This window comes from Caulobacter sp. GW821-FHT09B11, from assembly GCF_059418205.1.
Map to the genome: position 1 here is coordinate 16007 of NZ_JBWKPK010000012.1, position 21024 is coordinate 37030.

Genomic DNA, 21024 nt, shown 5'->3' on the forward strand with positions numbered 1-21024 from the left:
CTCAGGATGTTCGAGTACTTCCCCGGCAACTACGTCTGGAACCTGTCGGTCTGCATCGCCCTGGAGTCCGGCGGCCAGGTGGGCGAGGTCGACGCCATGTGCCGTCCCATCCGCGAGGCGGCCACGCGCGGCGAGGACGCCGGTACGGTCGAGTTCATGGAAAGCTGGGCGGCGATGGCCGACACCCTATGGGACCTGGCGCACGAGGACCTGGCGGCCGGCCGCCGGCTGTCTGCGGGTCCCAAACTGCTGCGCGCGGCCCTCTACTACTTCACCGCCGAGCGCATGCAGAGCCGCGGCTCGGTGCGCCGCGTCGCCACCTACGCCCGCGCGCTGGAAGCCTTTTCGCTGGGCTGCGAGCACGGTCGGCAGAACTGTCGCCGGGTCGAGATCCCCTACGAGGGCGGCGTCATCGCGGGGCTGTTCGTCCAGGCGCAAGGCGTCGACGGCCCCGCGCCGTGCCTGGTGCAGGTCAACGGCCTCGACAGCGTCAAGGAGCTCCTGTTCCTCAACCGCGAGCCCGACGCCCTGGCCGCGCGCGGCGTCTCCTCGCTGATCATCGACCAGCCGGGCACGGGCGAGGCCCTGCGCCTGCACGACCTGAAGGCCGTGTTCGACACCGAGCGCTGGGCCTCCAGGGTGGTCGACTGGCTGGAGACGGTTCCCGAGGTCGACCCCAAGCGGATCGGCATGCACGGCGTCTCGCTCGGCGGCTACTACGCCCCGCGCGCGGTGGCCTTCGAGCCCAGGTTCGCGCTGGGCGTCGTCTGGGGCGCCAATCACAATTGGGGCGAGATGCAGAAGCGCCGCCTGGCCCGCGAGGGCGACATGCCCGTGCCGCACTACTGGGAGCACGTGCGCTGGGTCTGGGGCGGCGAGACGATCGACGACTTCATGGCCATCGCCGAGAAGGTCACCCTGAACGGGGTGATGGAGAAGATCGCCGTGCCGTTCCTCGTCACCCACGGCGAGAACGACCGCCAGATCCCGCTGGACTACGCCCACCAGAGCTACGACCAACTGACCGCCAGCCCCAAGCGCGAGCTGAAGATCTTCGGCGCCCGCGAACAGGGCGTCGAGCACTCCAGCCTCGACAACGTCGCCAACGCCCGCGACTGGATCGCCGACTGGGTGGCCGAGACGTTCGGGGGGATGAAGTAGAGCGCTTCGCGCCCCCCTCCGGCCCTCCGGGCCACCTCCCCCAGAGGGGGAGGATCTACGCCGCGAAGATGCTCCCCCTCTGGGGGAGCTGTCGCGGAGCGACTGAGGGGGCGCCGTAGGCGCTACTCCCCCATCTCATCAAACCTCGCCCGCGCCGCGCGGATCGCCGCGTTGTGGGCGCGCACCCAGTCCATCAGCCGCTCGACCTCGGCCAGCAGCCCTTCGCCCAGCGGCGTGATCGCGTAGTCCACGCGGGGCGGCACGGTCGGGGTGATGGTGCGGCCGATCAGGCCGTCGCGTTCCAGGCTGCGCAGGCGCAGGGTCAGCATGCGCTGAGAGATCGCCCCCTCCCACGACAGCACGCCCACCAGCCGCCGCAGCGTCGCGTGGCGGAAGGTCCCGCCGCGCAGGATCAGCAGCAGCAGCAGGCTCCAGCGGTCGCCGACCCGGGCGAACACCTCGCGCATGGGATCGCTGCGGTCGCCGCCGTTGCGGGCCTGGTCGGCCGCCAGCTCGGCCAGCGGCCGGATCGCCTGGGCCAGGGCCTCGCCCTTGAAATCGACCTTCAGGATACGGCCGATCTCGGCCTGGACGGCGTCCAGGGCGCGCGGCGGCTGTTGGGCGTCCATGCGGCGAATCCTCCCGAGGATGGGAACAATAATGTGCCGTCTTACGGCGAAAAACGCCTCGCCCTATCCCTCCTTCGACGCTCGCGCAGACGGGCTCGATCAGAGGAGGAGGCAAGCCTTGGGCTCCCTTGCGGACAAGACCGCCATCATCACCGGCGCGGGCGGCGGCATCGGCCTGGCCACCGCGCTGCTGCTGGCCGAGCGCGGCGCGCGCGTCGCCGTCGCCGACCTGCGGCTCGCGGCAGCCGAGGCCACCGCTCAGGCCGTGCGCGAGGCCGGCGGCGAGGCGATCGCCTTCCAGGCCGACCTGGGCGTCGAGGCCGACGGGATCGCCCTGGTCGAGGGCGCGCTGGCCGCCTTCGGCCGCATCGACATCCTGCACAACAACGCCGCCGACCTGGCCCCCGAGATGAGCCCCGGCTTCGACGGCGACGTCGAGACGACCTCTACCGAGGTCTGGACGCGAGCGCTGCTGGTCAACGTCCGCGGCACGGCCCTGATGTGCAAGGCCGTGATCCCGCACATGGTCGCGGCCGGCGGCGGGTCGATCGTCAACACCGCCTCGAACCTTGGCCTGCAGGGCAACATCGTCCAGGTCGCCTACGGGGCCTCCAAGGCCGCCGTGCTGCAGCTGACCCGCTCGATCGCGGCCTCACACGGCCGCAGGGGCATCCGCTGCAACGCCGTCTCGCCGGGCCTGACCCTGACGCCGGCCGTGGCCGCCCACATCCCCGACAGCCACCGCCAGGCCGTCGCGGCCGAGACCCTGACCCCGTACCTGGGCGAGGCGCGCGACATCGCCGCCGCCGTCGCCTTCCTGGCCTCCGACGAGGCCCGCTACGTCACCGGCCACAACCTCGTCGTCGACGGCGGCACGGCCATCCACGTGCCCGGCTTCGAACGCCTCCAGAGCCTCTGGGCCTAAGGAACCATCACATGAGCAAGACTTACGACGTCGTCGTCATGGGCGCGGGCCACAACGGCCTGACGACCGCCGCCTACCTGGCCAAGGCCGGCAAGAAGGTGCTGATCCTCGAACGCCAGCCGTTCCCCGGCGGCGGGGTGGTGACGCGGGAGATCAATTCGCCCGGCTACCGCCACGACCTGCACTCGTCTTGCCACATCATGATCCAGGGCAACCCTCTGCTGACCAACGACGAGCTGGGCCTCTTCAGCAAGTTCGGCCTCAAGTACAACTACTCGGACGTGCCCTACGCCAGCATCTTCCACGACCAGGAGACGCTGATCACCTACAAGGACCTGGATCGGTCCTGCCAGCAGATCGCCCGCTATTCCGAGAAGGACGCCGAGACCTACCGCGCCTTCGCCCTGCGCAGCATGCAGATGCTGCCCATGTTCGTGTCGGGGCTGTACGCCCCGCCGTTCCCGATGGGCGCCTTCATCGCCATGCTCGACCAGAGCGAGGAAGGCCGCGAGATGCTCGACGCCATGAGCCGCAGTTCGCTCGACATCATCGACAACGCCTTCGAGAACGACCGGGTCAAGATCCACCTCTTGAAGCTGGTGACCGAGAACCTGCAGCTGCCCGACGAGCTGGGCACCGGCATGGGCATCTACCTGATGCCCGGCATCATCCACACCTACGGCGTCTCCCAGCCGGTGGGCGGCAGCGGCGGCCTGACCGACGCGCTGGTGCGCTGCCTGGAGCACTACGGCGCCGAGATCCGTTGCGAGGCCGAGGTCTCGCGCGTCATCGTCTCGGACGGCAAGGCGACGGGCCTGGAGCTGTCGGACGGCGAGCAGGTCTTCGCCAAGGACGGCGTCATCGGCGCCATCCACCCGCATCGCCTGCGCCAGTTCGTCGAAGGCGTGGCCGAACCGGTGCTCAAGCGCGCCGAGCGGGTCAACACCTCGACCTTCAGCCTGTTCGTCAGCCACTACGACCTGAAGAAGCAGTCGACCCTCTACGCCGGCCCTGAAGTGCAGACGGCGACCATGCTGGAGTACTTCACCTTCGATCGGCTGGACGACCTGCTCGACGACTTCGACGCCCTGCGCCGCCGTCGCCTGCCGGCCCGGCCGCTGACCGGCGGGGGCGACGAGACCCACGCCGACCCCAGCCGCGCCCCGCCCGGCGGCGGCATCTGGCACGCCATCACCATGTCGCCGTACGACCTGGCCGACGGCGGTCCCTCGCGCTGGGACGAGATCAAGGACGAGGTGGCGGCCAAGAACCTCGGCTTCTACCAGAAGTTCACGCCCAGCCTGACGGCCGACAACATCATCGCCGCCACCCACTGGTCGCCGCTCGACATGGAGCGCAGCTCGCCCAACAGCTTCGTCAACGGCGACATGCACGGCGCCGCGCCCTTCATGTACCAGACGGTCGCTCACCGCCCGACGCCGGATCTGGGCAACTACACTGTCCCGGGCGTCGACCGGCTCTATCTGGTCGGGCCGTTCCAGCATCCGGGCGGCGGCGTCTACGGCGCGGGCCGGGCCACGGCGATCAAGATGTTCGACGACCTCGCCATCGACTTCGACAAGACCGTGAGCCGGTGAGCGCCATGAAGATCTACGACTCGACCAACAAGGAGCTGATGGCCGTCTCTTCGATCGCCCGCGACGGCGACGACCTGGTCATCAAGGGCAAGATCTTCGGCGCCATGCCGATGACCGCCAAGCTTAGGCCGGAAGAGGCGAGGGCGGCGCTGAAGCTGCTCGACGCCAGGACGGTGCTGTTCCTGCTGACCCTGCTGTTTCGCAAGACCGGCAAGGCCTGAGACGGGTGACGGGGAGGGCCTCGGCTCTCTCCGAAACCGCTGTTACCCGACTGAAACATACACCGCCTGCGCCGATGGCTGGTACCCCTCCAATCGCTTTGACCTTAAGGGTCTCCAGCCCCCAGCCTCCCTGCCAACGCCGCGCTCGAAGACGGCGTCATGCATAGAGGGAGGGACTTAGATGAAAGTCGCTTTGCGGGCCGGCGCGGCCCTAGGCGTTCTGCTCGCGGCCGCCGGCGCGGCCCATGCCCAGGAGGCCGCCAAGGCTCCGGCGGAGGCCGACGGGACCCAGCTGACCGAGGTCGTGGTCACCGCCGAAAAGCGCGAGACGACCCTGCAGAAGACGCCGCTGGCCGTCAGCGCCATCAGCGGCGAGGCCCTCCAGAAGCAGGGCGTGACCGGCATCAAGGACGCCATCGCCCTGATCCCCAGCGTCCAGATCCAGCAGGCCAACACCGGCGCCAGCTTCTACATCCGCGGCATCGGCGCGCGCGGCGCGCTGGACCTGCCGACCTCGCCGGTGACCGTCAGCTATGACGGCGTCGTCCAGCAGCGCAACGAACTGACCGGCGTGGCCATGGCCGACATCGAGCGAGTGGAAGTGCTGCGCGGTCCGCAGGGCACGCTCTACGGCCGCAACGCCAACGCCGGCGCGGTCAACGTGCTCTACCGCAACCCGGTGCTGGGCGAGTTCTCCGGCGGCGCCAGCCTCCAGGTCGGCAACTACGACGCCCTGCGCACCGAAGGCGTGATCAACCTGCCGCTCGGCGACAAGGTCGCCCTGCGCGTGGTCGGCGGGAGCAATTCCCACGACGGCTACCTGTCCAACGGCCTCAACGACGCCGACGAGAAGTTCGCCCGCGCCAAGCTGCTGATCGCGGCGAGCGACGACCTGCGCTTCATCCTGTCGGCCGAGCGCCAGCAGGCCGGCGGCCAGGGCTCGGGCAACGTGCTGCTGCCGACCAGCAGCCGCAGCGACCCGTGGACCGCCCCGTCCTACGGCAGCCTCTACACCATCCCGGCCGGCGCCGCCGTCTACTGCAATCCCAATTGCGACGCCGACTACAGCATGAAGAACACCACCCTGCGGGCTCAGGCCGACTGGGACCTGTCGTGGGCGCGGCTGACGGCGATCCTCGGCCACCAGGACTTCGAGCGCACCTATCTCCAACCGTTCTCGGGCACCTGGGAGAAGGACACCCTGCCGGCCAAGCAGGACAGCGCCGAGATCCGCCTGGCCTCGCCGGCGACCTCGCCGATCTCGTGGGTGCTGGGCGCCTTCTACCTGAAGTACGACGGCTCGGGTCAGTTCAGGATCAACTACACCTTCGACGAAGTCCGCTCGTTCGACCGCAACGTCAGCAAGACCTCGGCCGCCTTCGGCCAGGTGATCGCGCCGCTGAGCGAACGCCTGCGCCTGACCGGCGGCCTGCGCTACACCAAGGACGAGGTGGACGCCCTCAACAGCAGCGGGACCCAGGCGTCCTACGCCGCCGGAAGCCTGACCTCGGCGGGCGCGGTGGCCAACAGCTACAGCAAGCTGACCTGGAAGGCCGGCGCCGAGTTCGACCTGGCGGCCCGGTCGCTGGTCTACGGATCGGTCTCGACCGGCATCAAGGGCGGCGGCGTGAACGCCAGCGGCATCACCTACGGCCCCGAGGAGATCACCGCCTACGAGCTGGGCAGCAAGAACCGCTTCCTCGACAACCGCCTGCAGGTGAACGCGGCCGCCTACTACTACGACTATACCGGCTATCAGCTATCCTATTACTACTATGTCGGCCTCGTCCCGACCTTCCTGACGGCCAACGTGCCGGGCAAGACCAAGGTCTACGGCGTCGAGCTGGAAGGCAGCTACCTGCTGACCGGCGCCGACCGCTTCGACGGCAGCGTCTCGTGGCAGGAAAGCAGCTTCGGCAACGCCTCGGTCGCGACCTCGTGCTCGGGTACGACCTGCACCATGACCGACCTGACCGGCCGGCCCCTGCCGCGCACCCCGCGCTGGACGGTGACGGGCGCCTACGAGCACCGCTTCGACCTGGCCAGCGGGGCGGCGATCACCGCCCACCTCGACGCCCAGTGGAAGTCGAGCTACTTCGTCGACCTGCTGCGCTTCAACAACTCGCTGGCCAAGTCCTACACCCTGGCCAACGCCCGGATCACCTATGACGAGCCGGACGGCAGGTGGTCGATCGGGGCCTATGTCAACAACATCGGCGACAAGGCCGTGCTGGAGCAGGCCAACACCGCCGGTCCGGTCAACGTCTACGGCGTGATCGGCAACCCGCGAACCTACGGGTTGGTCCTGACCGCAAAGTTCTGAAGGGAAGGGCGGCCCGGGTTCCGGGCCGCCCGACCTCTTCCGATCAGTAGCCCGCCGTGAACCGCGCCCGCACGTGGCGCGGCGTTTCCAGTTCGTCGACCAGGGCCAGGGCGTAGTCCTCGAACGAGATCGCGCTGGTCCCATCGGCGTCGAAGATCAGGTCGTCCGCGCCCAGCCGGAACTTGCCGGTGCGCTCGCCGGGCGTGAACATCCGCGACGGGCTGAAGAAGGTCCAGTCCAGGTCGCCGGCCCGCAACTGCTCCAGGAAAGCCGCGCCGGCCCGGGCCTCGGGTTTGACGTGCTCGGGGAAGCCCGGCCCGTCCACCTCGCGCACGCCGGGCGAGACCCACAGGCTGCCCGCGCCGCCGACCACCACATAGCGCTTCACCCCGGCCCGCCGAACGGCCTCGATCAGTCCGGCTGTATCGACCGAGGTGAACTTCAGGGCGCTGACCACGGCGTCCGACCCGCGCAGGGCCTGAACGGTCGCGTCGACGTCGGCGGCGTCCAGCGCCTGGGCGGTCACGCCGGGCAGCGTCGGGGTCTTTTCCGGATGGCGCGACAGCGCCGCGACCGCGTGCCCCCGGTCGGAAAGCTCCTTCAGGATCCTCGATCCCGCCGCGCCCGTGGCGCCCAGCAAGGCGACCTTCATGGTTTCGTCTCCCTCGTTTTGATGAACCGCCAGCCTAGCCGCGGCCCCTTGCTCGCCGCGCATCGCTTTCCTGGCCGCCAGCTATCGGATCAGGCGATTTGACCCTTCGCCGTGCGCAGCCTTTCAAGGAGGCGAGGAGAACCGGCCGCAGCGCCGGAGGGAGGGACGATGCCGAGGATCACCTTCATCGACGCGCGGGGCGTGCGGCGCGAGATCGATGCCCGTGTGGGCGCTTCGCTGATGGAAGCGGCCGTGCGCGCCAACGTACCCGACATCCTGGCCGAGTGCGGGGGCGCGTTGTCCTGCGGCACTTGCCACATCTATCTCGACCTCGCCGGCTTCGCCCTGGTCGGCGCGCCCGAGGGCGGCGAGGCCGACCTGCTCGACTTCTCGGACCATCGCCGCGAGACCTCGCGCCTGGCCTGCCAGATCATCGTCACCGACGCCCTCGACGGGCTCGTGGCGACCACGCCAGAGAGCCGGTACGGATGACCATGCGAACGCCGCCGCGCCGGGTCGTCACCGGTCATGACGCCCTGGGACGCTCGGTGATTCAGCAGGACGCCGGGCCCGCCCTGACCCGCCGCATCGGCGCGGACGGGCCGGTGTTCCACGAGATCTGGCGCACCGAGGATCCGGCCTGGGGCGCGGCCTTCCGCGAGCCGACCCCGGAGGATCGCCTGACCCTGGCGCCGCCGACCCGCGGCACGCGCATCCGGATCATGGACATCCCGCCCGAGACGCAAGCGATGACCCTCGAGGCCGCCCAGGCCCAGTTCGCGCAGATCGGCGGCGCCCACGCCCTGACCGCGCTCGACCCGGCCGCGCCGCATCCGCTGATGCACCGCACCCGCTCGATCGACTACGCCCTGGTGCTGGAGGGCGAGCTGGTGCTGATCCTCGATCGCGAGGAGACCGTGCTGAGGGCGGGCGACGTCGTCGTCCAGCGCGGCACGAACCACGCCTGGTCTAATAGGGGGAGCGGCCCGTGCCGCGTCGCCTTCGTGCTGGTCGACCAGGCCGACAGCGAGGAGCTCCAATGACCGCCGATGCTTCCAACCAGGTCCTGCAGGGGCTGTTCGGCCTGTCCGGCAAGACGGCCCTGATCACCGGCTCGACCCGTGGCATAGGCCTGGCCATGGCGCGCCTCTTCGCCCAGGCCGGGGCGCGGGTCGTGATCTCCAGCGAGAGCGCCGACGACTGCGCGGCGGCCAAGGCGGAACTGGCGGGCGAGGGGCTGACGCTCGAGGCCGTGGCTTGCGACGTCGCCGATCCCGGGCAATTGGCGGCGCTCGTCACCGAAGCCGAGGCCCGCTGCGGGCCGATCGACGTGCTGGTCTGCAACGCCGGCGTCTCGCTGTACGCCGGCTCGCTGACGGAGGCGCCCGAGGCCGTCTACGACACGATGTTCGACATCAACCTGCGTCACGCCGTGCGGCTTTGCGCGCTGGTCGCCCCGGTCATGGCCGCGCGGGGCGGGGGCTCGATCGTGCTGACCTCGTCGATCGCCGGCCTGCGCGGCAACCGCGCGCTCGGCCTCTACGGCCTGACCAAGGCCGCGCTGATGCAGCTGGCCCGCAACCTCGCCGTCGAGTTCGGGCCGGCCGGCGTGCGCTGCAACGCCCTGGCGCCGGGCCTGACCGCCACCAGCTGGGCCTCGGCCATCCTGTCCAGCCCGCAGGCGGCGGAAAAGCGACTGGCCGCCACGCCGCTGCGCCGCGTCGCCGATCCGGCCGAGATCGCCGCGGCGGCGCTGTTCCTGGCCAGCCCGGCCTCCAGCTTCGTGACCGGCCAGGTGCTGGTCGCCGACGGCGGCACGGTGATTTCCGACGGCGGCTAGGACGCCTGGGCAAGAACGATAGACGAGGGGAGGCCGTGTGAAGAAGCCGTTGGTCGCGCGCCTGCGCACCTATCACCGCTGGATCGCCGCCGGCGCCATGCTGGTCCTGGCCTGGATCGCGGTCACGGGCCTGGCCCTGATGCTCGACCTGTTGACCGAGCCGCATTTCCCCGCGCCGCCGCCGCAGGCCGAACTGCCGCTGGAAGCCATGGTCGCCCTGGCCGCCGACGGGGCGCGCCAGGCAGCCGCCGCGACCGCGTCGCCCACCGAGGTCGTCGTCAAGGTCGGCCAGGTCGAGGGCGCGCCGCGCCTGCTGGCGGCGCAGGCCTCGAAGGGGGCGGAGACCACCCGCGTCGTCGCCGAACCGCCTAGGCGTGCGCCCGCCGCCTATCTGCATTTCCGCATCAAGCTGCACGTGCTGCTGGAGCGGCTGCACCGGGGGAACATTCTAGGCCTGCCTGGCCAGTTTCTCAGCATGCTCGGAGGTCTCAGTTTCCTGTTCCTGACGCTCAGCGGCGTCTGGATGTACATCGACCTGCTGCTCAAGCGCCGGCGCCTGGGGCGGCCCGGCCTGTTCTGGAAGGCGTGACCGCCATGCTCGGCAAGACGATCCACCGCTGGGTCGGCACGGGGGCGATGGTCTTCGTGGCCTATCTCGTCGCCACCGGTTCGATCATCGCCGTAAACGAGTTCGCCGATCCGGCCGTGTTCGGCGCCGGAGGTGGGCAGGGCGGCGCGGTCCGCAGCGATGCGCAGCGCGCCGCCGACCGTCCGATCCCGTCGTCGGAGAACCTCGGCCGCATGACCGCCACGGCCCTGCGCGCCGCCGCCGACCTGCTGCCCGACGCCCCGCTGACCGGCGCGGAGATCCGCCTCTACGAACGCGACGGCAAGGCCTTGGCCGACGTCGCCCTGGGATCGGGCCGGCACGCCGAGCGGATCACGATCGACGCCGTCAGCGGCGCCAGGGTGAGGGGCGCGGCCGAGGCCCAGGCGGCCGCCCGGTTCAACACCCTGTTGCAACGCTTCCACTCCGGCGCGATCGGCGGCCTGGCGGGCAAGCTGCTGATCCTGGCGACCGGGCTTTCGCTGCTGACCCTCTGCGTCACCGGGATCTGGCTCTATCTCGACATGGCCCGTCGACGCTGGGCCATGGGGCGCAGGGACGTCTTCTGGGGCTAGGCGGCCGGACCGCCGCCCAGCGCCCGCACCAGATCGACCGAGGCCTGCAAGCGCCGGGTCTCCAGCACCAGGGCCGAACGCTCGGCCTGCAAGGCTGCGGTCTGGGCGGTGACGACCTCCAGATAGTTGGCCGCGCCTTGGCGGTAGCGGATCATGGCTAGCTCTTCGGTGCGCTTGGCCGAAGCCATGGCGTCGTCCTGGTCCTTGGCTTCGTCGGCCAGGCGGTTGGACAGGGCCATCTGGTCCTCGACGTTGCGGAACGCCGCCAGCACCACGGCGCGATAATTTTCGGCGGTCTGGGCGTGGGCGGCCCTGGCGGCCTCGACCCCGGCCTTGCGCTTGCCGGCGTCGAAGATCGAGCCCGCCAGCTGCGGCGCCAGCAGCCAGACGGCGTTGGGCGCGCTGAAGAGGTCCACCCCGCCGTCCGACTGCCAGCCGGCCTGACCGGCGATGGTCAGGGTCGGGAAGCGCGCGGCCTGGGCGACGCCGATCTGGGCGTTGGCGGCGGCGGCGCGGCGCTCCGCGGCGGCGATGTCGGGCCGGCGCTGCAACAGCACCGACGGCACGCCGACCGGCGTCCTGGGCACGCTCAGCGACGCCTGGACCGGCGGCAGGTCGAAGCTCGAGGCGGTCTCGCCGACCAGGGTGGCGATGGCGTGTTCGTAGAGCGCCCGCTGGGCTGCCACGTCGCTGAGCTGGGCCTTGGCGGTCGACAGCTGGTTCTTCGCCCGGCTGACGTCGAGACCGGTCGCGGCCCCGCCGTCGTGGCGGATCTGGGTCAGGTCCAACGCCTTCTGATAGGCCGCGACGGTGTCGGCCAGCAGACGCGACTGGGCGTCGAGGCCGCGCAGGGCCAGGTAGCTGTCGGCCAGTTCGGCCTGCAGGCTTAGCCGCACCGATTGCAGGTCGGCGGCGCTGGCCTCCGCCTGCGCGCCGCTGGCGGCGACCTGGCTGCGCACCCGGCCCCAGAGATCGATCTCGTAGGACGCGCTGGCGACGGCCTGGCGGGTCGAATATTCGTCCACCCCGCCGTTGCGGAGGGGAGCGTTGTCCGAGCGCCGCTGGCGGCTGGCCAGGGCGCCGCCGTCGATCGACGGGAACAGGCCCGAGCGCGCCTGGCCGACCAGGGCGACGGCCTGGTCGTGCGCCGCCGCAGCCGCCGCGAGGCCGGGATTGGCCTTGGCCGCCCGCGCTTCCAGGTCGTTCAGCACCGGGTCGCCATAGACGGTCCACCAGTCGCCGCGCGGCTGGTCGTCGGCCGGCGCGGCCGGGGTCCATGGGCCGGTCTCCTTGAACGCGACCGGCGCGGCGATGCTCGGCGCGACATAGGTCGTGGCGCCGGCGCAGGCGGCCAGGATCGAGGCCGCCGCCGAGACCAGAAGCAGGGCGCGCGCCTCAGCCCTTCGCATGGGCCGCTCCCTGGGCGGCGCCGGCCACCCGCACGAGATCGCCGTCAGCCAGGGCTTCGGGCGGATTGTCGATGACCCGCTCGCCCGATTGCAGGCCCGCGCCGATCTCGACCTCGGTCCCCAGGTCGCGGACGATGGCGATGGTGCGAACCTTCACGCGGCCGTCGCCGCCGACCACGGCCACCGTCGGGCCGCCGTGCTTGAAGAGGATCGCGGTGGCCGGAATCCGCGTCGTGGTCGCGGCGGCCGGCAGCTTGAACGCCGCCTGGGCGTAGGCGCCGGGCTTCAGCCGGCCGTCGGGATTGTCGATCTGCAGCTCGACCAGCATGGCGCCGTTGCGACCCACCGACTGGGCGTCGTTGACCACTGAGGCGGTGAAGGTCTGGCCCGGATATTCCGGCACGCTCAGTTGCGCGCTCAGGCCGCGATGGACCAGGGCCGAATAGTTCTGCGGCACGCTGACATAGACCCGCATGCGGTGCTGGTCGGCGACGGTGAACAGCGCAGCATCCGCCGAGCCGCCGACCGAGATCAGCTGGCCGATGTCGGTGTTGCGGGCCGTGACCACCCCGTCGAAGGGCGCGGTGATGCGCTTGAACGACTGCTGGGCCAGCAGGCGGGCCAGATCGGCCTGGGCGGCGTTGACCGCCGAGTTGCGGGCGGCCAGGTCGCCGGTCTTCTCGTCGGCTTCCTGGCGCGAGACGGCGTCCTGGGCGACCAGCCCCTCCCAGCGCTTGGCGGTCAGGGCCGACAGGCGCTGGTTGGCCTGGGCGGTGGCCATGTTGGCGCGGGCCTGCAGCACCTGTTGGTCGAGGTCGGGCGTGTCGATCTCGGCCAGCACCTGGCCGGCCTTTACCCGCTGGCCGATGTCGGCGTACCAGCGCTTGAGATAGCCGCTGGTCCGGGCGTGGATCGGGGCGGTGTAGAAGGCCTGCACGTCGCCCGGCAGCACCAGGTCGGCGTGGCCGCCGCCGGCCACCGGGGCCAGGGCGACGGTCGGGATGGCCTGATCGTGGGTCCAGGTCTTCAGCGACTGGTCGGCGTGGACGCGCGCGACGAGGCCCCCGGCCACCACCACGGCGGCCAGGGCAAGGCCGGCGGCGCCGGCCAGCTTCAGCCGACGGGTCGAGATCGCGCCGTGCGAAGGGACGGCTTGTTGATCAGGCATGGGACGATGCTCCGGTGGTCGGTCCGGCGGGAACGGTTTGGTCGGCGGTCTTGCGGCCGTGGACGAGGCGGAAGACCACGGGCACGAACAGCAGGGTGGCGGTGGTCGCGAAGATCAGGCCGCCGATGACGGCCCGGCCCAGCGGCGCGTTCTGCTCGCCGCCTTCGCCCAAACCAAGAGCCATGGGCGCCATGCCGATGATCATGGCCAGAGCCGTCATCAGCACCGGGCGGAAGCGGGTGAAGCCGGCCTCGATGGCGGCGGTCAGGGCGTCGCCCGTGGCCTCCAGCCGCTCGCGGGCGAAGCTGACCACCAGGATCGAGTTGGCCGTCGCCACGCCCATGCACATGATCGCCCCGGTCAGGGCCGGCACCGACAGGGTGGTGCCGGTGGCGAACAGCATCCAGACGATGCCGGCCAGGGCCGCGGGCAGGGCGGTGATGATCACGAACGGGTCCAGCCACGACTGGAAGTTCACGACGATCAGCAGGTAGATCAGCACGATCGCGGCGACGAGCCCGAAGCCCAGGCCCGAGAAGGCGGCGTTCATCGTCACCATCTGGCCGCGCAGGGCCACCGTCGCGCCCTTCGGACGCTCCTTGGCCAGGTCCTTGAGCACCTTGTTGATGTCGGCGGTCACCGCGCCCAGGTCGCGCCCCTGCGGGGTGGCGTAGATGTCGAGCACCGGCTGGATGTCGTAGTGGCTGACCACGGCCGGGGCGCTGTCGCGCTTGATCACGCCCAGGCCCCCCAGCATCTGGGCGTGCTGCGCGGCCGCCGCCGTCCCGGTGATCGGAATGCCGTTCAGGTCCGACAGCGAGCCGGCGCGGTATTCCGGAACCTGGGCGACGATGGGGTAGGACACCCCGTTCTTGGGGTTCAGCCAGAAGGTCGGGGCGACCTGCGAGCTGCCCGCCAGCGAGGCCACGACGCTGTTGGTCACGTCGCGTTCGGTCAGGCTCAGCTGCGCCATGCGCGAGCGGTCGACATCGACCCGCAGCTGCGGCGCGCCTTCCGGCTGGTGCAGGCGCACGTCGGCCAGGCCCCGGATGGTCTTCAGCCGGGCGAGGATCTTGGCGGCGTAGGCGCGGTTGGCCGCGGCGTTGGGGCCGGAGATCTGCAGGTCGATGGGCGAGGGGGCGCCGAAGTTGAGGATCTGGCTGATGATGTCGGCCGGCAGGAACGAGAAGGTCGCGCCGGGGAACTGGCGAGGCAGCTCTTCGCGCAGTTTCTTGACGTAGCCGGCGGTCGGGCCGTGCTCGGCCTTCAGGGCCACGAAGATGTCGCCGTCCTGCGGGCCGATCAGCCCTGAGTTGCTGTAGACCATGTTGATGGCGCTGTTGGGGATGCCGATGTTGTCGACGATCGAGCCCACCTCGTCGGCCGGCACCACCTTGCGGATCGCCTCCTCCACCTGGCCGAACAGCAGCGAGGCGTCGTCCAGGCGCGTGCCGACGGGGGCGCGGACGTGCAGGGTGATCTGGCCCGCGTCCACCGTCGGGAAGAAGTTGCGGCCCAGGAACGGCGTCAGGGCGAACGAGGCCAGGACCACCACCATGAAGCCGATGATGAACACCCGGCCCGAGCCCAGGGCCATGACCAGCAGGTTCTTGTAGCCTTCGCGCAAGCGTCCGAAGGCGGTCTCGAAGTTCCGTTGGAAGCGCACCAGCGGATTGCGCGAGGGCCTGCCGCCGCCGCCGTGCTCGGCCGCGTGCTCGTAGTCCAGGCGCTCGCTGGCGTGGGGCTTCAGCAGGTACATGGCCAGGGTCGGCACCAGGGTGCGCGACAGGATGAACGAGGCGATCATCGCGAAGACCACGGCCTCGGCCATCGGCACGAACAGGAAGCCGGCCACGCCCTTGAGCATGAACATCGGCACGAAGACGATGCAGATGCAGAGCAGGGAGACGAAGGCCGGAACCACGATCTGGGCCGCGCCGTCGAGGATGGCCGTGCGCACGTCCTTGCCGTGCTCCAGGTGCCAGTTGATGTTCTCGATGGTCACCGTGGCGTCGTCGACCAGGATGCCGACGGCCAGAGCCAGGCCCCCCAGGGTCATGATGTTCAGGGTCTGGCCGATGGCCGACAGGGCGGCGATGGCGGCCAGGATGGCCAGCGGGATCGACACGGCGATGATCACGGTCGAGCGCCAGCTGCCCAGGAACAGCAGGATCATCAGGCTGGTCAGGGCCGCGGCGATCACGCCTTCCTTGACCACGCCCTCGATCGCGCCCTTCACGAACAGCGACTGGTCGTTCAGCGGCGTGATCTTGAAGTCGTCGGGCAGGTTTTCCTTCAAGGCCGGCAGGCGGTCCTTGATCCCCTGCACGATGGCCAGGGTCGAGGCCGAGCCGTTCTTCAGGATCGTCGACAGCACCGCCCGCGCGCCGTCCACGTGCACCACGTTGGTCTGCGGGGCCGAGCCGTCGCGCACCTGGCCGACGTCGCGGATGTAGATCGTCGCGCCGTCGACCGTCTTGATCGGCAGGCTGTTCAACTCCTCGATCGTCTCGGCCGCGTCATTGAGGCGGACGTTGTACTGGAAGGCGCCGATCTTGATCGTGCCGGCGGGCAGGATCTGGTTCTGGGCGGCCAGGGCGTTGGAGACGTCCTGCGCCGACAGCCCCTTGGACTGCAGGGCGACCGGATCCAAGTCGATCATGATCTGGCGGACCTTGCCGCCGTACGGATAGGGGATCGCCGCGCCGGGCACGCTGATCAGGTTGGGGCGCACCACGGTCTGCGACAGGTCGAACAGCTTCTGTTCCGACAGGCCCTTGCCCGACTGGGCCAGCTGCAGGATCGGCACGGTGGCGGCGCTGTAGTTGATGATCAGCGGCGGGGTCGTGCCGGCGGGCATCTGCTTGACGGCCGTCTGCGAGATCGAGGTCACCTGGGCGGTGGCCGTGCGGATATCGACGCCGGGCTGGAAGTAGATCTTCACCACGCCGATGCCCGGCAGCGACTGGCTCTCGATATGGTCGATGTCGTTGACGGTGGTCGACAGCACCCGCTCGTAGGGGGTGACGATGCGGCCCGACATCTCCTGCGGCGACAGGCCGGCATATTGCCAGGCCACGCCGATCACCGGCACGCGGATCTCGGGGAAGATGTCGGTGGGCGTGCCTAGGGCCGCCAGGACGCCGAAGATCAGGATCAGCATCGCCATCACGATGAACGTGAGCGGGCGTTGCAGGGCGATGCGGACGATAGCGTTCAAGCGGCCTGCTCCGGACTTGCAGCAGTGGACGGTCCCGCGCGCCCGGCCCGGGGGGGGCGAGGGCGGAGCGCGCGGAACCGGCGCGTACTCAAGCTGCGCCGCCGGGTGATGCGCCCGCCCGCCTAAAGCTGCCGTCTCAGCCGGATGAAAATCCTGTCATGTTGGCCGTCATGTCGGCTTCGAGCCGATAGCCGTGGCCGCGCAGTGTGGCCAGCAGCGGCCGTCCGAACGCCGCCTCCAGCTTCAGGCGCAGGCGCGCCACCGCCGTGCGCACCCGCTCGGGACGCGGATCGTCGCCTTCGCCCCAGACGTGCTTGAGGATCTGCTCGGCGGTCAGCACCTGGCCGGCGTGGTCGGCCATGTAGGCCAGCAGGGCGTATTCGCGGCTGGGCAGGACGAGGCTGCGCTCGCCCAGCACGACCTTGCGGCCGGCGGCGTCGAACCGCAGGCCCGTCGCGACCGTCGAACTTGGCGTCGGCGCCAGGCGGGCGAGGGCGGTCAGGCGCGCCTCCAGTTCGACCACATGCACGGGCCGGGTCAGGCAGGCGTCGGCCCCGGCCCTCAACGCGGCGGTCCGGGCGGCGGGCGAGGCCTGATCGGCGATCAGCACCAGCAGGGCCCGTTCGCCTCGGCGCGACAAGGCGGCCAGGGGAGCGTCGGCCAGGGCGGCCACCTCCAGCAGCACCGCGTCATAGTCCTCGCCGGCGCTGGCGCTGGCCGCGTCGTCCAGGCTGCCCAGAGTCTCGACCACGTGGCCGGCCTGGATCAGGGCCCGGGCCAGGTAGAGGTCGCGGGGGCGATGGCTGGCGTGTAGCAGCCGCATCTAGGCCTCGAGACCGCGCGGCCAGCAGTCGATGGCGATCCGCAGGCCGGGCTGTGCGTCGTCCAGCGACAGGGTGAAGTGATGCATGCGCGCGATGGCCGCCACGATGCTGAGGCCCAGGCCCGAGCCCGGCTGCTCCAGCGTTCGCTGCGAGCGGTAGAAGCGGTTCAGCACCGCCTCGCGCTCGCCTTCCGGCACACCGGGTCCGTTGTCGACCACCTCGATGCGCGGGCCCTCGTCGAGGGCCAGCAGGCGCAGCGTCACGCGCCCGCCGCGCGGGGTGAACTTCAGGGCGTTGTCGACCAGGTTGCTGACCGCCTCGAACAGCAGGGCCGGATCGGCGAACACCGTGGGGGCATCGGGGGCGAAGCGGGTCTCGATGGCGACGCCCAGCTCCTCGGCGGCCGGGTCGTGCAGCTCGAACACCTGCTCCAGCACGTCCTGCAGTCGCACCGCTTCGAAACAGGCCTGGCGGTCGCGGCGCTCGATCTCGCCGATCCGGGTCAGGGCGCGGAAGCGCACCAGCAGCTCGTCGGTCTCCCCCAGCGCCCGCTCGATCATCTCGCGCCGGCCGGCCTCGTCGGGGCTGGTGTCCTGGGTGGCGCGGTAGAGCGAGGCCCGCAGGCGATTCAGCGGCGTGCGCAGGTCGTGGGCCACGTTGTCGCCGACGCTCTTGACCTCCCACAGCAGGCGCTCGGTCTCGTCCATCATGCCGTTGGCGAGGCTGGCCAGCATGTCGATCTCGTCGCGGCGGTGCGAGACCGGCAGGCGCACGCCCAGTCGGCCGGCCAGCGCCGCGCGGCTGGCGACCCGCAACTGCTCGACCCGGCGCAGGGCGGGGAGGCTGAGAAGGGCGGCGGCCGAGAGGCCCAGCAGCAGGATCAGCGCCCCGCTGACCATCAGGGCGTTGACGATGATGTCGCGCAGCCCGGTCAGCACCTTGGCGTCGTGGACGATGAACAGCTGCTCGCCCCACGGCAGGCGGCGCACCAGGCCCCGCGCCCCGGGCTGCAGGCCGGGCTCGTTCAGCGTGCGCGGCCGGTTGTCGGCCTCGGCGTTGGCCGGCAGGCGGCGGACGTTGCCGGTGATCCACACCCCGTCGGCCGAGAACAGGCCGTAATAGGCGATCGCCCGGCCGTCGGCGGCCACCGCCGCCCGCACGCGCTGGGGCAGGGTGTCGGCCGGTCCGTTGGCCAGCATGGTGCTTTCGCTGACGATGATCGCGTCGAGCTGGCGGGTGATATAGCCGGCGGTGCGCCAGTAGATCATGCCCAGCAGGGCGGCCAGGGCCACGGCGAACACCGCGCCGTTCAGCAGGGTCAGGCGGAACGGGCTGGCCCGCCAGAGCTCACGCGGGCGCATGCAGCGCGTATCCCGAGCCTCGGACGGTGTGCAGCAACTGCGGCGCGCCCGGCCGGTCGACCTTCCTGCGCAGGCGTCCCAGGTGCACGTCGATGAGGTTGGTGCCCGGGTCGAAGTGATAGCCCCACACCGCCTCGAAGATCATCGTCCGGGTCAGCACCTGGCCGGAGTTGCGGGCCATGAACTCCAGCAGCTTGTACTCGGTCGGCATCAGCCGGATCTCGACGCCGCCGCGATGGACGGTGCGGGCCAGCAGGTCGATGACCAGGTCGGCCACGGTCAGGGTGGTCTGGCGCGGGGCGCTGGCCCGGCGGCGCAGCAGCACCTCCAGCCGCGCGGCCAGTTCCTCGGAGGCGAAGGGCTTGGTCATGTAGTCGTCGCCGCCGGCTCGCAGGCCCTTGACCCGCTCGTCGACGTCGCTCAGCGCGCTGATCATCAGCACCGGCGTCTCGACGCCCGCGCCGCGCATGACGGTGACGATGGCCAGGCCGTCCAGGCCCGGCAGCATGCGGTCCAGGGTGACGGCGTCGAAGTCGCCGCTGGCCGCCCGGATCAGGCCCTGGCGGCCGTCGGCGACCAGCTCCACCTCGAAACCGTGCTGCTCCAGCTCGGCGACGATCTCCTGGCCGGTGCTCGGATCGTCTTCGATGGCGAGGATCTTGGGCATCTGATCCCCGCACTACTCTCTCCCGTCGCGCCCCTCAAGCGAGCTTCGAGCGGGGCGGTGGTCAGCCCTGCTTGAGGGCCAGCTGCTGGCGCAGGTCGTCCAGCGTGCCCTGGATGTGTTCGGCGACCACGGCCTCGACGGCGACGGCGTCGCGGGCCGTCCAGGCCTTCAGGATCTCGCGGTGCTCGCGGCTGGCGCGCTCGTCGCGGCCGAAAGGCTCCAGGTGGATGCGCACGTAGCGCTCCGACAGGATCTGCAGGCGCTCGACCAGTTGGCCGGTAATGTGGCCGCCGGGGCGCACCAGGGCCATGTGGAAGGCGCGATTGTAGGTGACGTGGTCGCCGTCGGGCTTGCCGAGCGCGGCCTCCAGGGCCGACAGCGCGGCCTCGGCGCGGGCATGGTCGTCGGGCGTCGCCTTGAGGGCCGCCTCGGCCGCGGCGCCGGGCTCCAGTTTCAGGCGCAGGACGAAGACCTCGCTGGCCTCCTCGGTCGAGACGCCGCGCACCACATAGCCGCGGTTGGGGTAGGAACTGAGCAGGCCGTCCTGCTCCAGGCGGCTGAGGGCCTCGCGCAGGGGGATCTTGGAGACGCCCAGTTCGGCGGCGATGGCGTCCTGGCGCACCGCCGTTCCGGGCGACATGTCGCCGGTCAGGATCTTCAGCCTGACGATCTCGTAGGTCTGCTCGGAAAGTGTGCGAACAACAATGCTCATGGCGAACGAAGTATCTTTCACGGGCGCGATGGTTGGCGCTGCTCGTTCATCGTATACCAGATAAATTCATCGACTGACCAACAACTGGGCTTACTTGACCTGGAAGCCGCTCCAGAATGGATCGGCGCGGTCGATCCAGATGGTGTTGAAGCCGGTCGCGATCGCCGAGCCCTGTACCGAGGGAATGATCGCCGGACGCTCGCCCAGGGTGGTCTCGGCCTCGACGCGTCCGATGAAGCGGCTCTTGATGTAGCTCTCGTGGACGAAGGCGTCGCCGACCTTCAGGCGGCCCTTGGCGTGCAGGTGCGCCAGGCGCGCCGAGGTGCCGGTGCCGCAGGGGCTGCGGTCGATGGCGCGGTCGCCGTAGAACACCGCGTTGCGGCCATCGGCGCCGTCGGTGGCGGGCGCGTCGGCCCACAGCACGTGGCTGACGCCGCGGATGGTGGGATCGAGCGGATGCACCGGCTCGACCTTGTCGCGCATCAGCGTCCGGATGATCGGGCTGAGGCGCAGGATCTCGACCGCGCCCAGGTCGTCGACGCCCTTGTAAGGACCCTGCGGCTCGATGATGGCGTAGAAGTTGCCGCCGTACGACACATCGACGGTCAGAGGGCCAAAGCCCGGGACCTCGATCTCGACGCCGGTCTCGGCCAGATAGCTGGCGACGTTGCGGATCTTCACCGCCGTGACCTTTTCGCCCTGCGTCTCGTAGGCGATGTCGATCACGCCCGCCGGAACCTCCAGCCGCAGCTTGCCCGGCTCGCGCGGGGTGAGCAGGCCGTTCTCGAGCGCGAAGGTGACGATGCCGATGGTGCCGTGGCCGCACATCGGCAGGCAGCCGCTGGTCTCGATGAACAGGATGCCCGCGTCGCAGTCGGGCAGGGTGGGCGGATAGAGAAAGCCGCCCGACATCATGTCGTGGCCGCGCGGCTCGAACATCAGGCCGGTGCGGATCCAGTCGAACCGGGCGAGGAAGTCCTGGCGTCGTTCGCTCATGCCGGTGCCGCGCAGCAAGGGCGCGCCGCCGGCCACCAAACGCACGGGATTACCGGCGGTGTGGCCGTCGATGCAGAAGAACGTGTGACGCATGGACTTCCTCGGGACTCAAGAAGAGCCGATCCAATCGGTTTGG

General features: G+C 70.4%; 20 protein-coding genes. 10 read left to right on the forward strand and 10 right to left on the reverse strand.

The window, feature by feature from the left end:
* Positions 1–6 precede the first annotated feature (6 nt).
* Positions 7–1161, forward strand: a complete 1155-nt coding sequence (locus tag AC07N1_RS10905) for an alpha/beta hydrolase family protein (protein ID WP_494671824.1) — start codon at positions 7–9, stop codon at positions 1159–1161.
* A gap of 122 nt (positions 1162–1283) precedes the next feature.
* Here the strand turns inward: AC07N1_RS10905 and AC07N1_RS10910 are convergent, their stop codons facing one another.
* Positions 1284–1790, reverse strand: coding sequence for a winged helix-turn-helix transcriptional regulator (locus AC07N1_RS10910; RefSeq protein ID WP_494671825.1), 507 nt, complete (start codon positions 1788–1790; stop codon positions 1284–1286).
* A 118-nt stretch (positions 1791–1908) separates the two neighbouring features.
* On the opposite strand from AC07N1_RS10910, the gene AC07N1_RS10915 reads away from it, so the two are divergent.
* From AC07N1_RS10915 to AC07N1_RS10930, 4 genes are all read left to right on the forward strand, one after another.
* Positions 1909–2715: an SDR family NAD(P)-dependent oxidoreductase gene (locus tag AC07N1_RS10915; protein WP_494671826.1), complete on the forward strand. Its 807-nt coding sequence runs from the start codon at positions 1909–1911 to the stop codon at positions 2713–2715.
* Positions 2716–2726: 11 nt separating this feature from the next.
* Positions 2727–4313, forward strand: a complete 1587-nt coding sequence (locus AC07N1_RS10920; protein ID WP_494671827.1) for a phytoene desaturase family protein — start codon at positions 2727–2729, stop codon at positions 4311–4313.
* A 5-nt stretch (positions 4314–4318) separates the two neighbouring features.
* Positions 4319–4534: a hypothetical protein gene (locus AC07N1_RS10925; protein ID WP_494671828.1), complete on the forward strand. Its 216-nt coding sequence runs from the start codon at positions 4319–4321 to the stop codon at positions 4532–4534.
* A gap of 181 nt (positions 4535–4715) precedes the next feature.
* Positions 4716–6857, forward strand: coding sequence for a TonB-dependent receptor (locus tag AC07N1_RS10930; RefSeq protein WP_494671829.1), 2142 nt, complete (start codon positions 4716–4718; stop codon positions 6855–6857).
* Positions 6858–6900: 43 nt separating this feature from the next.
* Here the strand turns inward: AC07N1_RS10930 and AC07N1_RS10935 are convergent, their stop codons facing one another.
* Positions 6901–7509: an NAD(P)-dependent oxidoreductase gene (locus AC07N1_RS10935; protein WP_494671830.1), complete on the reverse strand. Its 609-nt coding sequence runs from the start codon at positions 7507–7509 to the stop codon at positions 6901–6903.
* A gap of 168 nt (positions 7510–7677) precedes the next feature.
* Between AC07N1_RS10935 and AC07N1_RS10940 the strand changes: the two genes are divergently transcribed.
* Genes AC07N1_RS10940 through AC07N1_RS10960 form a run of 5 tightly spaced genes read left to right on the forward strand, consistent with a single transcriptional unit; the run spans position 7678 to position 10531 of the window.
* Positions 7678–8001: a 2Fe-2S iron-sulfur cluster-binding protein gene (locus AC07N1_RS10940; RefSeq protein WP_494671831.1), complete on the forward strand. Its 324-nt coding sequence runs from the start codon at positions 7678–7680 to the stop codon at positions 7999–8001.
* Entirely contained in the window at positions 7998–8552 is a 555-nt protein-coding gene (locus AC07N1_RS10945; protein ID WP_494671832.1) for a cupin domain-containing protein, read from the forward strand. The genes AC07N1_RS10940 and AC07N1_RS10945 overlap by 4 nt, the downstream gene beginning before the upstream one ends.
* Positions 8549–9349, forward strand: coding sequence for an SDR family NAD(P)-dependent oxidoreductase (locus AC07N1_RS10950; RefSeq protein ID WP_494671833.1), 801 nt, complete (start codon positions 8549–8551; stop codon positions 9347–9349). The genes AC07N1_RS10945 and AC07N1_RS10950 overlap by 4 nt, the downstream gene beginning before the upstream one ends.
* A gap of 37 nt (positions 9350–9386) precedes the next feature.
* The gene (locus AC07N1_RS10955; RefSeq protein ID WP_494671834.1) at positions 9387–9938 is read left to right on the forward strand and encodes a PepSY-associated TM helix domain-containing protein; all 552 of its coding nucleotides are present in this window, start codon (positions 9387–9389) and stop codon (positions 9936–9938) included.
* Positions 9939–9943: 5 nt separating this feature from the next.
* Entirely contained in the window at positions 9944–10531 is a 588-nt protein-coding gene (locus tag AC07N1_RS10960; protein ID WP_494671917.1) for a PepSY domain-containing protein, read from the forward strand.
* Here the strand turns inward: AC07N1_RS10960 and AC07N1_RS10965 are convergent.
* The 8 genes from AC07N1_RS10965 to AC07N1_RS11000 all read right to left on the reverse strand — a co-directional run bounded on the left by AC07N1_RS10965 (position 10528) and on the right by AC07N1_RS11000 (position 20981).
* Entirely contained in the window at positions 10528–11940 is a 1413-nt protein-coding gene (locus AC07N1_RS10965) for an efflux transporter outer membrane subunit (RefSeq protein WP_494671835.1), read from the reverse strand. The genes AC07N1_RS10960 and AC07N1_RS10965 overlap by 4 nt on opposite strands.
* A complete protein-coding gene (locus AC07N1_RS10970; RefSeq protein WP_494671836.1) occupies positions 11927–13108 on the reverse strand; it encodes an efflux RND transporter periplasmic adaptor subunit in 1182 nt (393 codons plus the stop codon). Before AC07N1_RS10970 ends, AC07N1_RS10965 begins: the two co-directional genes overlap by 14 nt.
* Positions 13101–16328 (reverse strand): efflux RND transporter permease subunit, encoded by a 3228-nt coding sequence (locus AC07N1_RS10975; RefSeq protein WP_494671837.1) that lies wholly within the window; start codon positions 16326–16328, stop codon positions 13101–13103. The genes AC07N1_RS10970 and AC07N1_RS10975 overlap by 8 nt, the downstream gene beginning before the upstream one ends.
* 136 nt (positions 16329–16464) lie before the next feature.
* The gene (locus tag AC07N1_RS10980) at positions 16465–17151 is read right to left on the reverse strand and encodes a response regulator transcription factor (protein WP_494671838.1); all 687 of its coding nucleotides are present in this window, start codon (positions 17149–17151) and stop codon (positions 16465–16467) included.
* On the reverse strand, positions 17152–18513 hold the full coding sequence (locus AC07N1_RS10985; protein ID WP_494671839.1) for a HAMP domain-containing sensor histidine kinase: 1362 nt from the start codon (positions 18511–18513) through the stop codon (positions 17152–17154).
* A complete protein-coding gene (locus tag AC07N1_RS10990; protein WP_110120700.1) occupies positions 18500–19180 on the reverse strand; it encodes a response regulator transcription factor in 681 nt (226 codons plus the stop codon). Before AC07N1_RS10990 ends, AC07N1_RS10985 begins: the two co-directional genes overlap by 14 nt.
* 61 nt (positions 19181–19241) lie before the next feature.
* Complete coding sequence (locus AC07N1_RS10995) at positions 19242–19892, reverse strand: GntR family transcriptional regulator (protein WP_494671840.1); 651 nt, start codon at positions 19890–19892, stop codon at positions 19242–19244.
* 90 nt (positions 19893–19982) lie between these two features.
* Positions 19983–20981 (reverse strand): 4-hydroxyproline epimerase, encoded by a 999-nt coding sequence (locus tag AC07N1_RS11000; RefSeq protein ID WP_494671841.1) that lies wholly within the window; start codon positions 20979–20981, stop codon positions 19983–19985.
* Positions 20982–21024 lie beyond the last annotated feature (43 nt).

Excerpts from the sequence above, each read along its gene's own strand:
- AC07N1_RS10905 (WP_494671824.1), top strand. The coding sequence starts at position 7 with ATGTTCGAGTACTTCCCCGGCAACTACGTCTGGAACCTGTCGGTCTGC.
- AC07N1_RS10910 (WP_494671825.1), bottom strand. The coding sequence starts at position 1,790 with ATGGACGCCCAACAGCCGCCGCGCGCCCTGGACGCCGTCCAGGCCGAG.
- AC07N1_RS10920 (WP_494671827.1), top strand. The coding sequence starts at position 2,727 with ATGAGCAAGACTTACGACGTCGTCGTCATGGGCGCGGGCCACAACGGC.
- AC07N1_RS10925 (WP_494671828.1), top strand. The coding sequence starts at position 4,319 with ATGAAGATCTACGACTCGACCAACAAGGAGCTGATGGCCGTCTCTTCG.
- AC07N1_RS10930 (WP_494671829.1), top strand. The coding sequence starts at position 4,716 with ATGAAAGTCGCTTTGCGGGCCGGCGCGGCCCTAGGCGTTCTGCTCGCG.
- AC07N1_RS10935 (WP_494671830.1), bottom strand. The coding sequence starts at position 7,509 with ATGAAGGTCGCCTTGCTGGGCGCCACGGGCGCGGCGGGATCGAGGATC.
- AC07N1_RS10940 (WP_494671831.1), top strand. The coding sequence starts at position 7,678 with ATGCCGAGGATCACCTTCATCGACGCGCGGGGCGTGCGGCGCGAGATC.
- AC07N1_RS10945 (WP_494671832.1), top strand. The coding sequence starts at position 7,998 with ATGACCATGCGAACGCCGCCGCGCCGGGTCGTCACCGGTCATGACGCC.
- AC07N1_RS10950 (WP_494671833.1), top strand. The coding sequence starts at position 8,549 with ATGACCGCCGATGCTTCCAACCAGGTCCTGCAGGGGCTGTTCGGCCTG.
- AC07N1_RS10960 (WP_494671917.1), top strand. The coding sequence starts at position 9,944 with ATGCTCGGCAAGACGATCCACCGCTGGGTCGGCACGGGGGCGATGGTC.
- AC07N1_RS10965 (WP_494671835.1), bottom strand. The coding sequence starts at position 11,940 with ATGCGAAGGGCTGAGGCGCGCGCCCTGCTTCTGGTCTCGGCGGCGGCC.
- AC07N1_RS10970 (WP_494671836.1), bottom strand. The coding sequence starts at position 13,108 with ATGCCTGATCAACAAGCCGTCCCTTCGCACGGCGCGATCTCGACCCGT.
- AC07N1_RS10980 (WP_494671838.1), bottom strand. The coding sequence starts at position 17,151 with ATGCGGCTGCTACACGCCAGCCATCGCCCCCGCGACCTCTACCTGGCC.
- AC07N1_RS10985 (WP_494671839.1), bottom strand. The coding sequence starts at position 18,513 with ATGCGCCCGCGTGAGCTCTGGCGGGCCAGCCCGTTCCGCCTGACCCTG.
- AC07N1_RS10990 (WP_110120700.1), bottom strand. The coding sequence starts at position 19,180 with ATGCCCAAGATCCTCGCCATCGAAGACGATCCGAGCACCGGCCAGGAG.
- AC07N1_RS10995 (WP_494671840.1), bottom strand. The coding sequence starts at position 19,892 with ATGAGCATTGTTGTTCGCACACTTTCCGAGCAGACCTACGAGATCGTC.
- AC07N1_RS11000 (WP_494671841.1), bottom strand. The coding sequence starts at position 20,981 with ATGCGTCACACGTTCTTCTGCATCGACGGCCACACCGCCGGTAATCCC.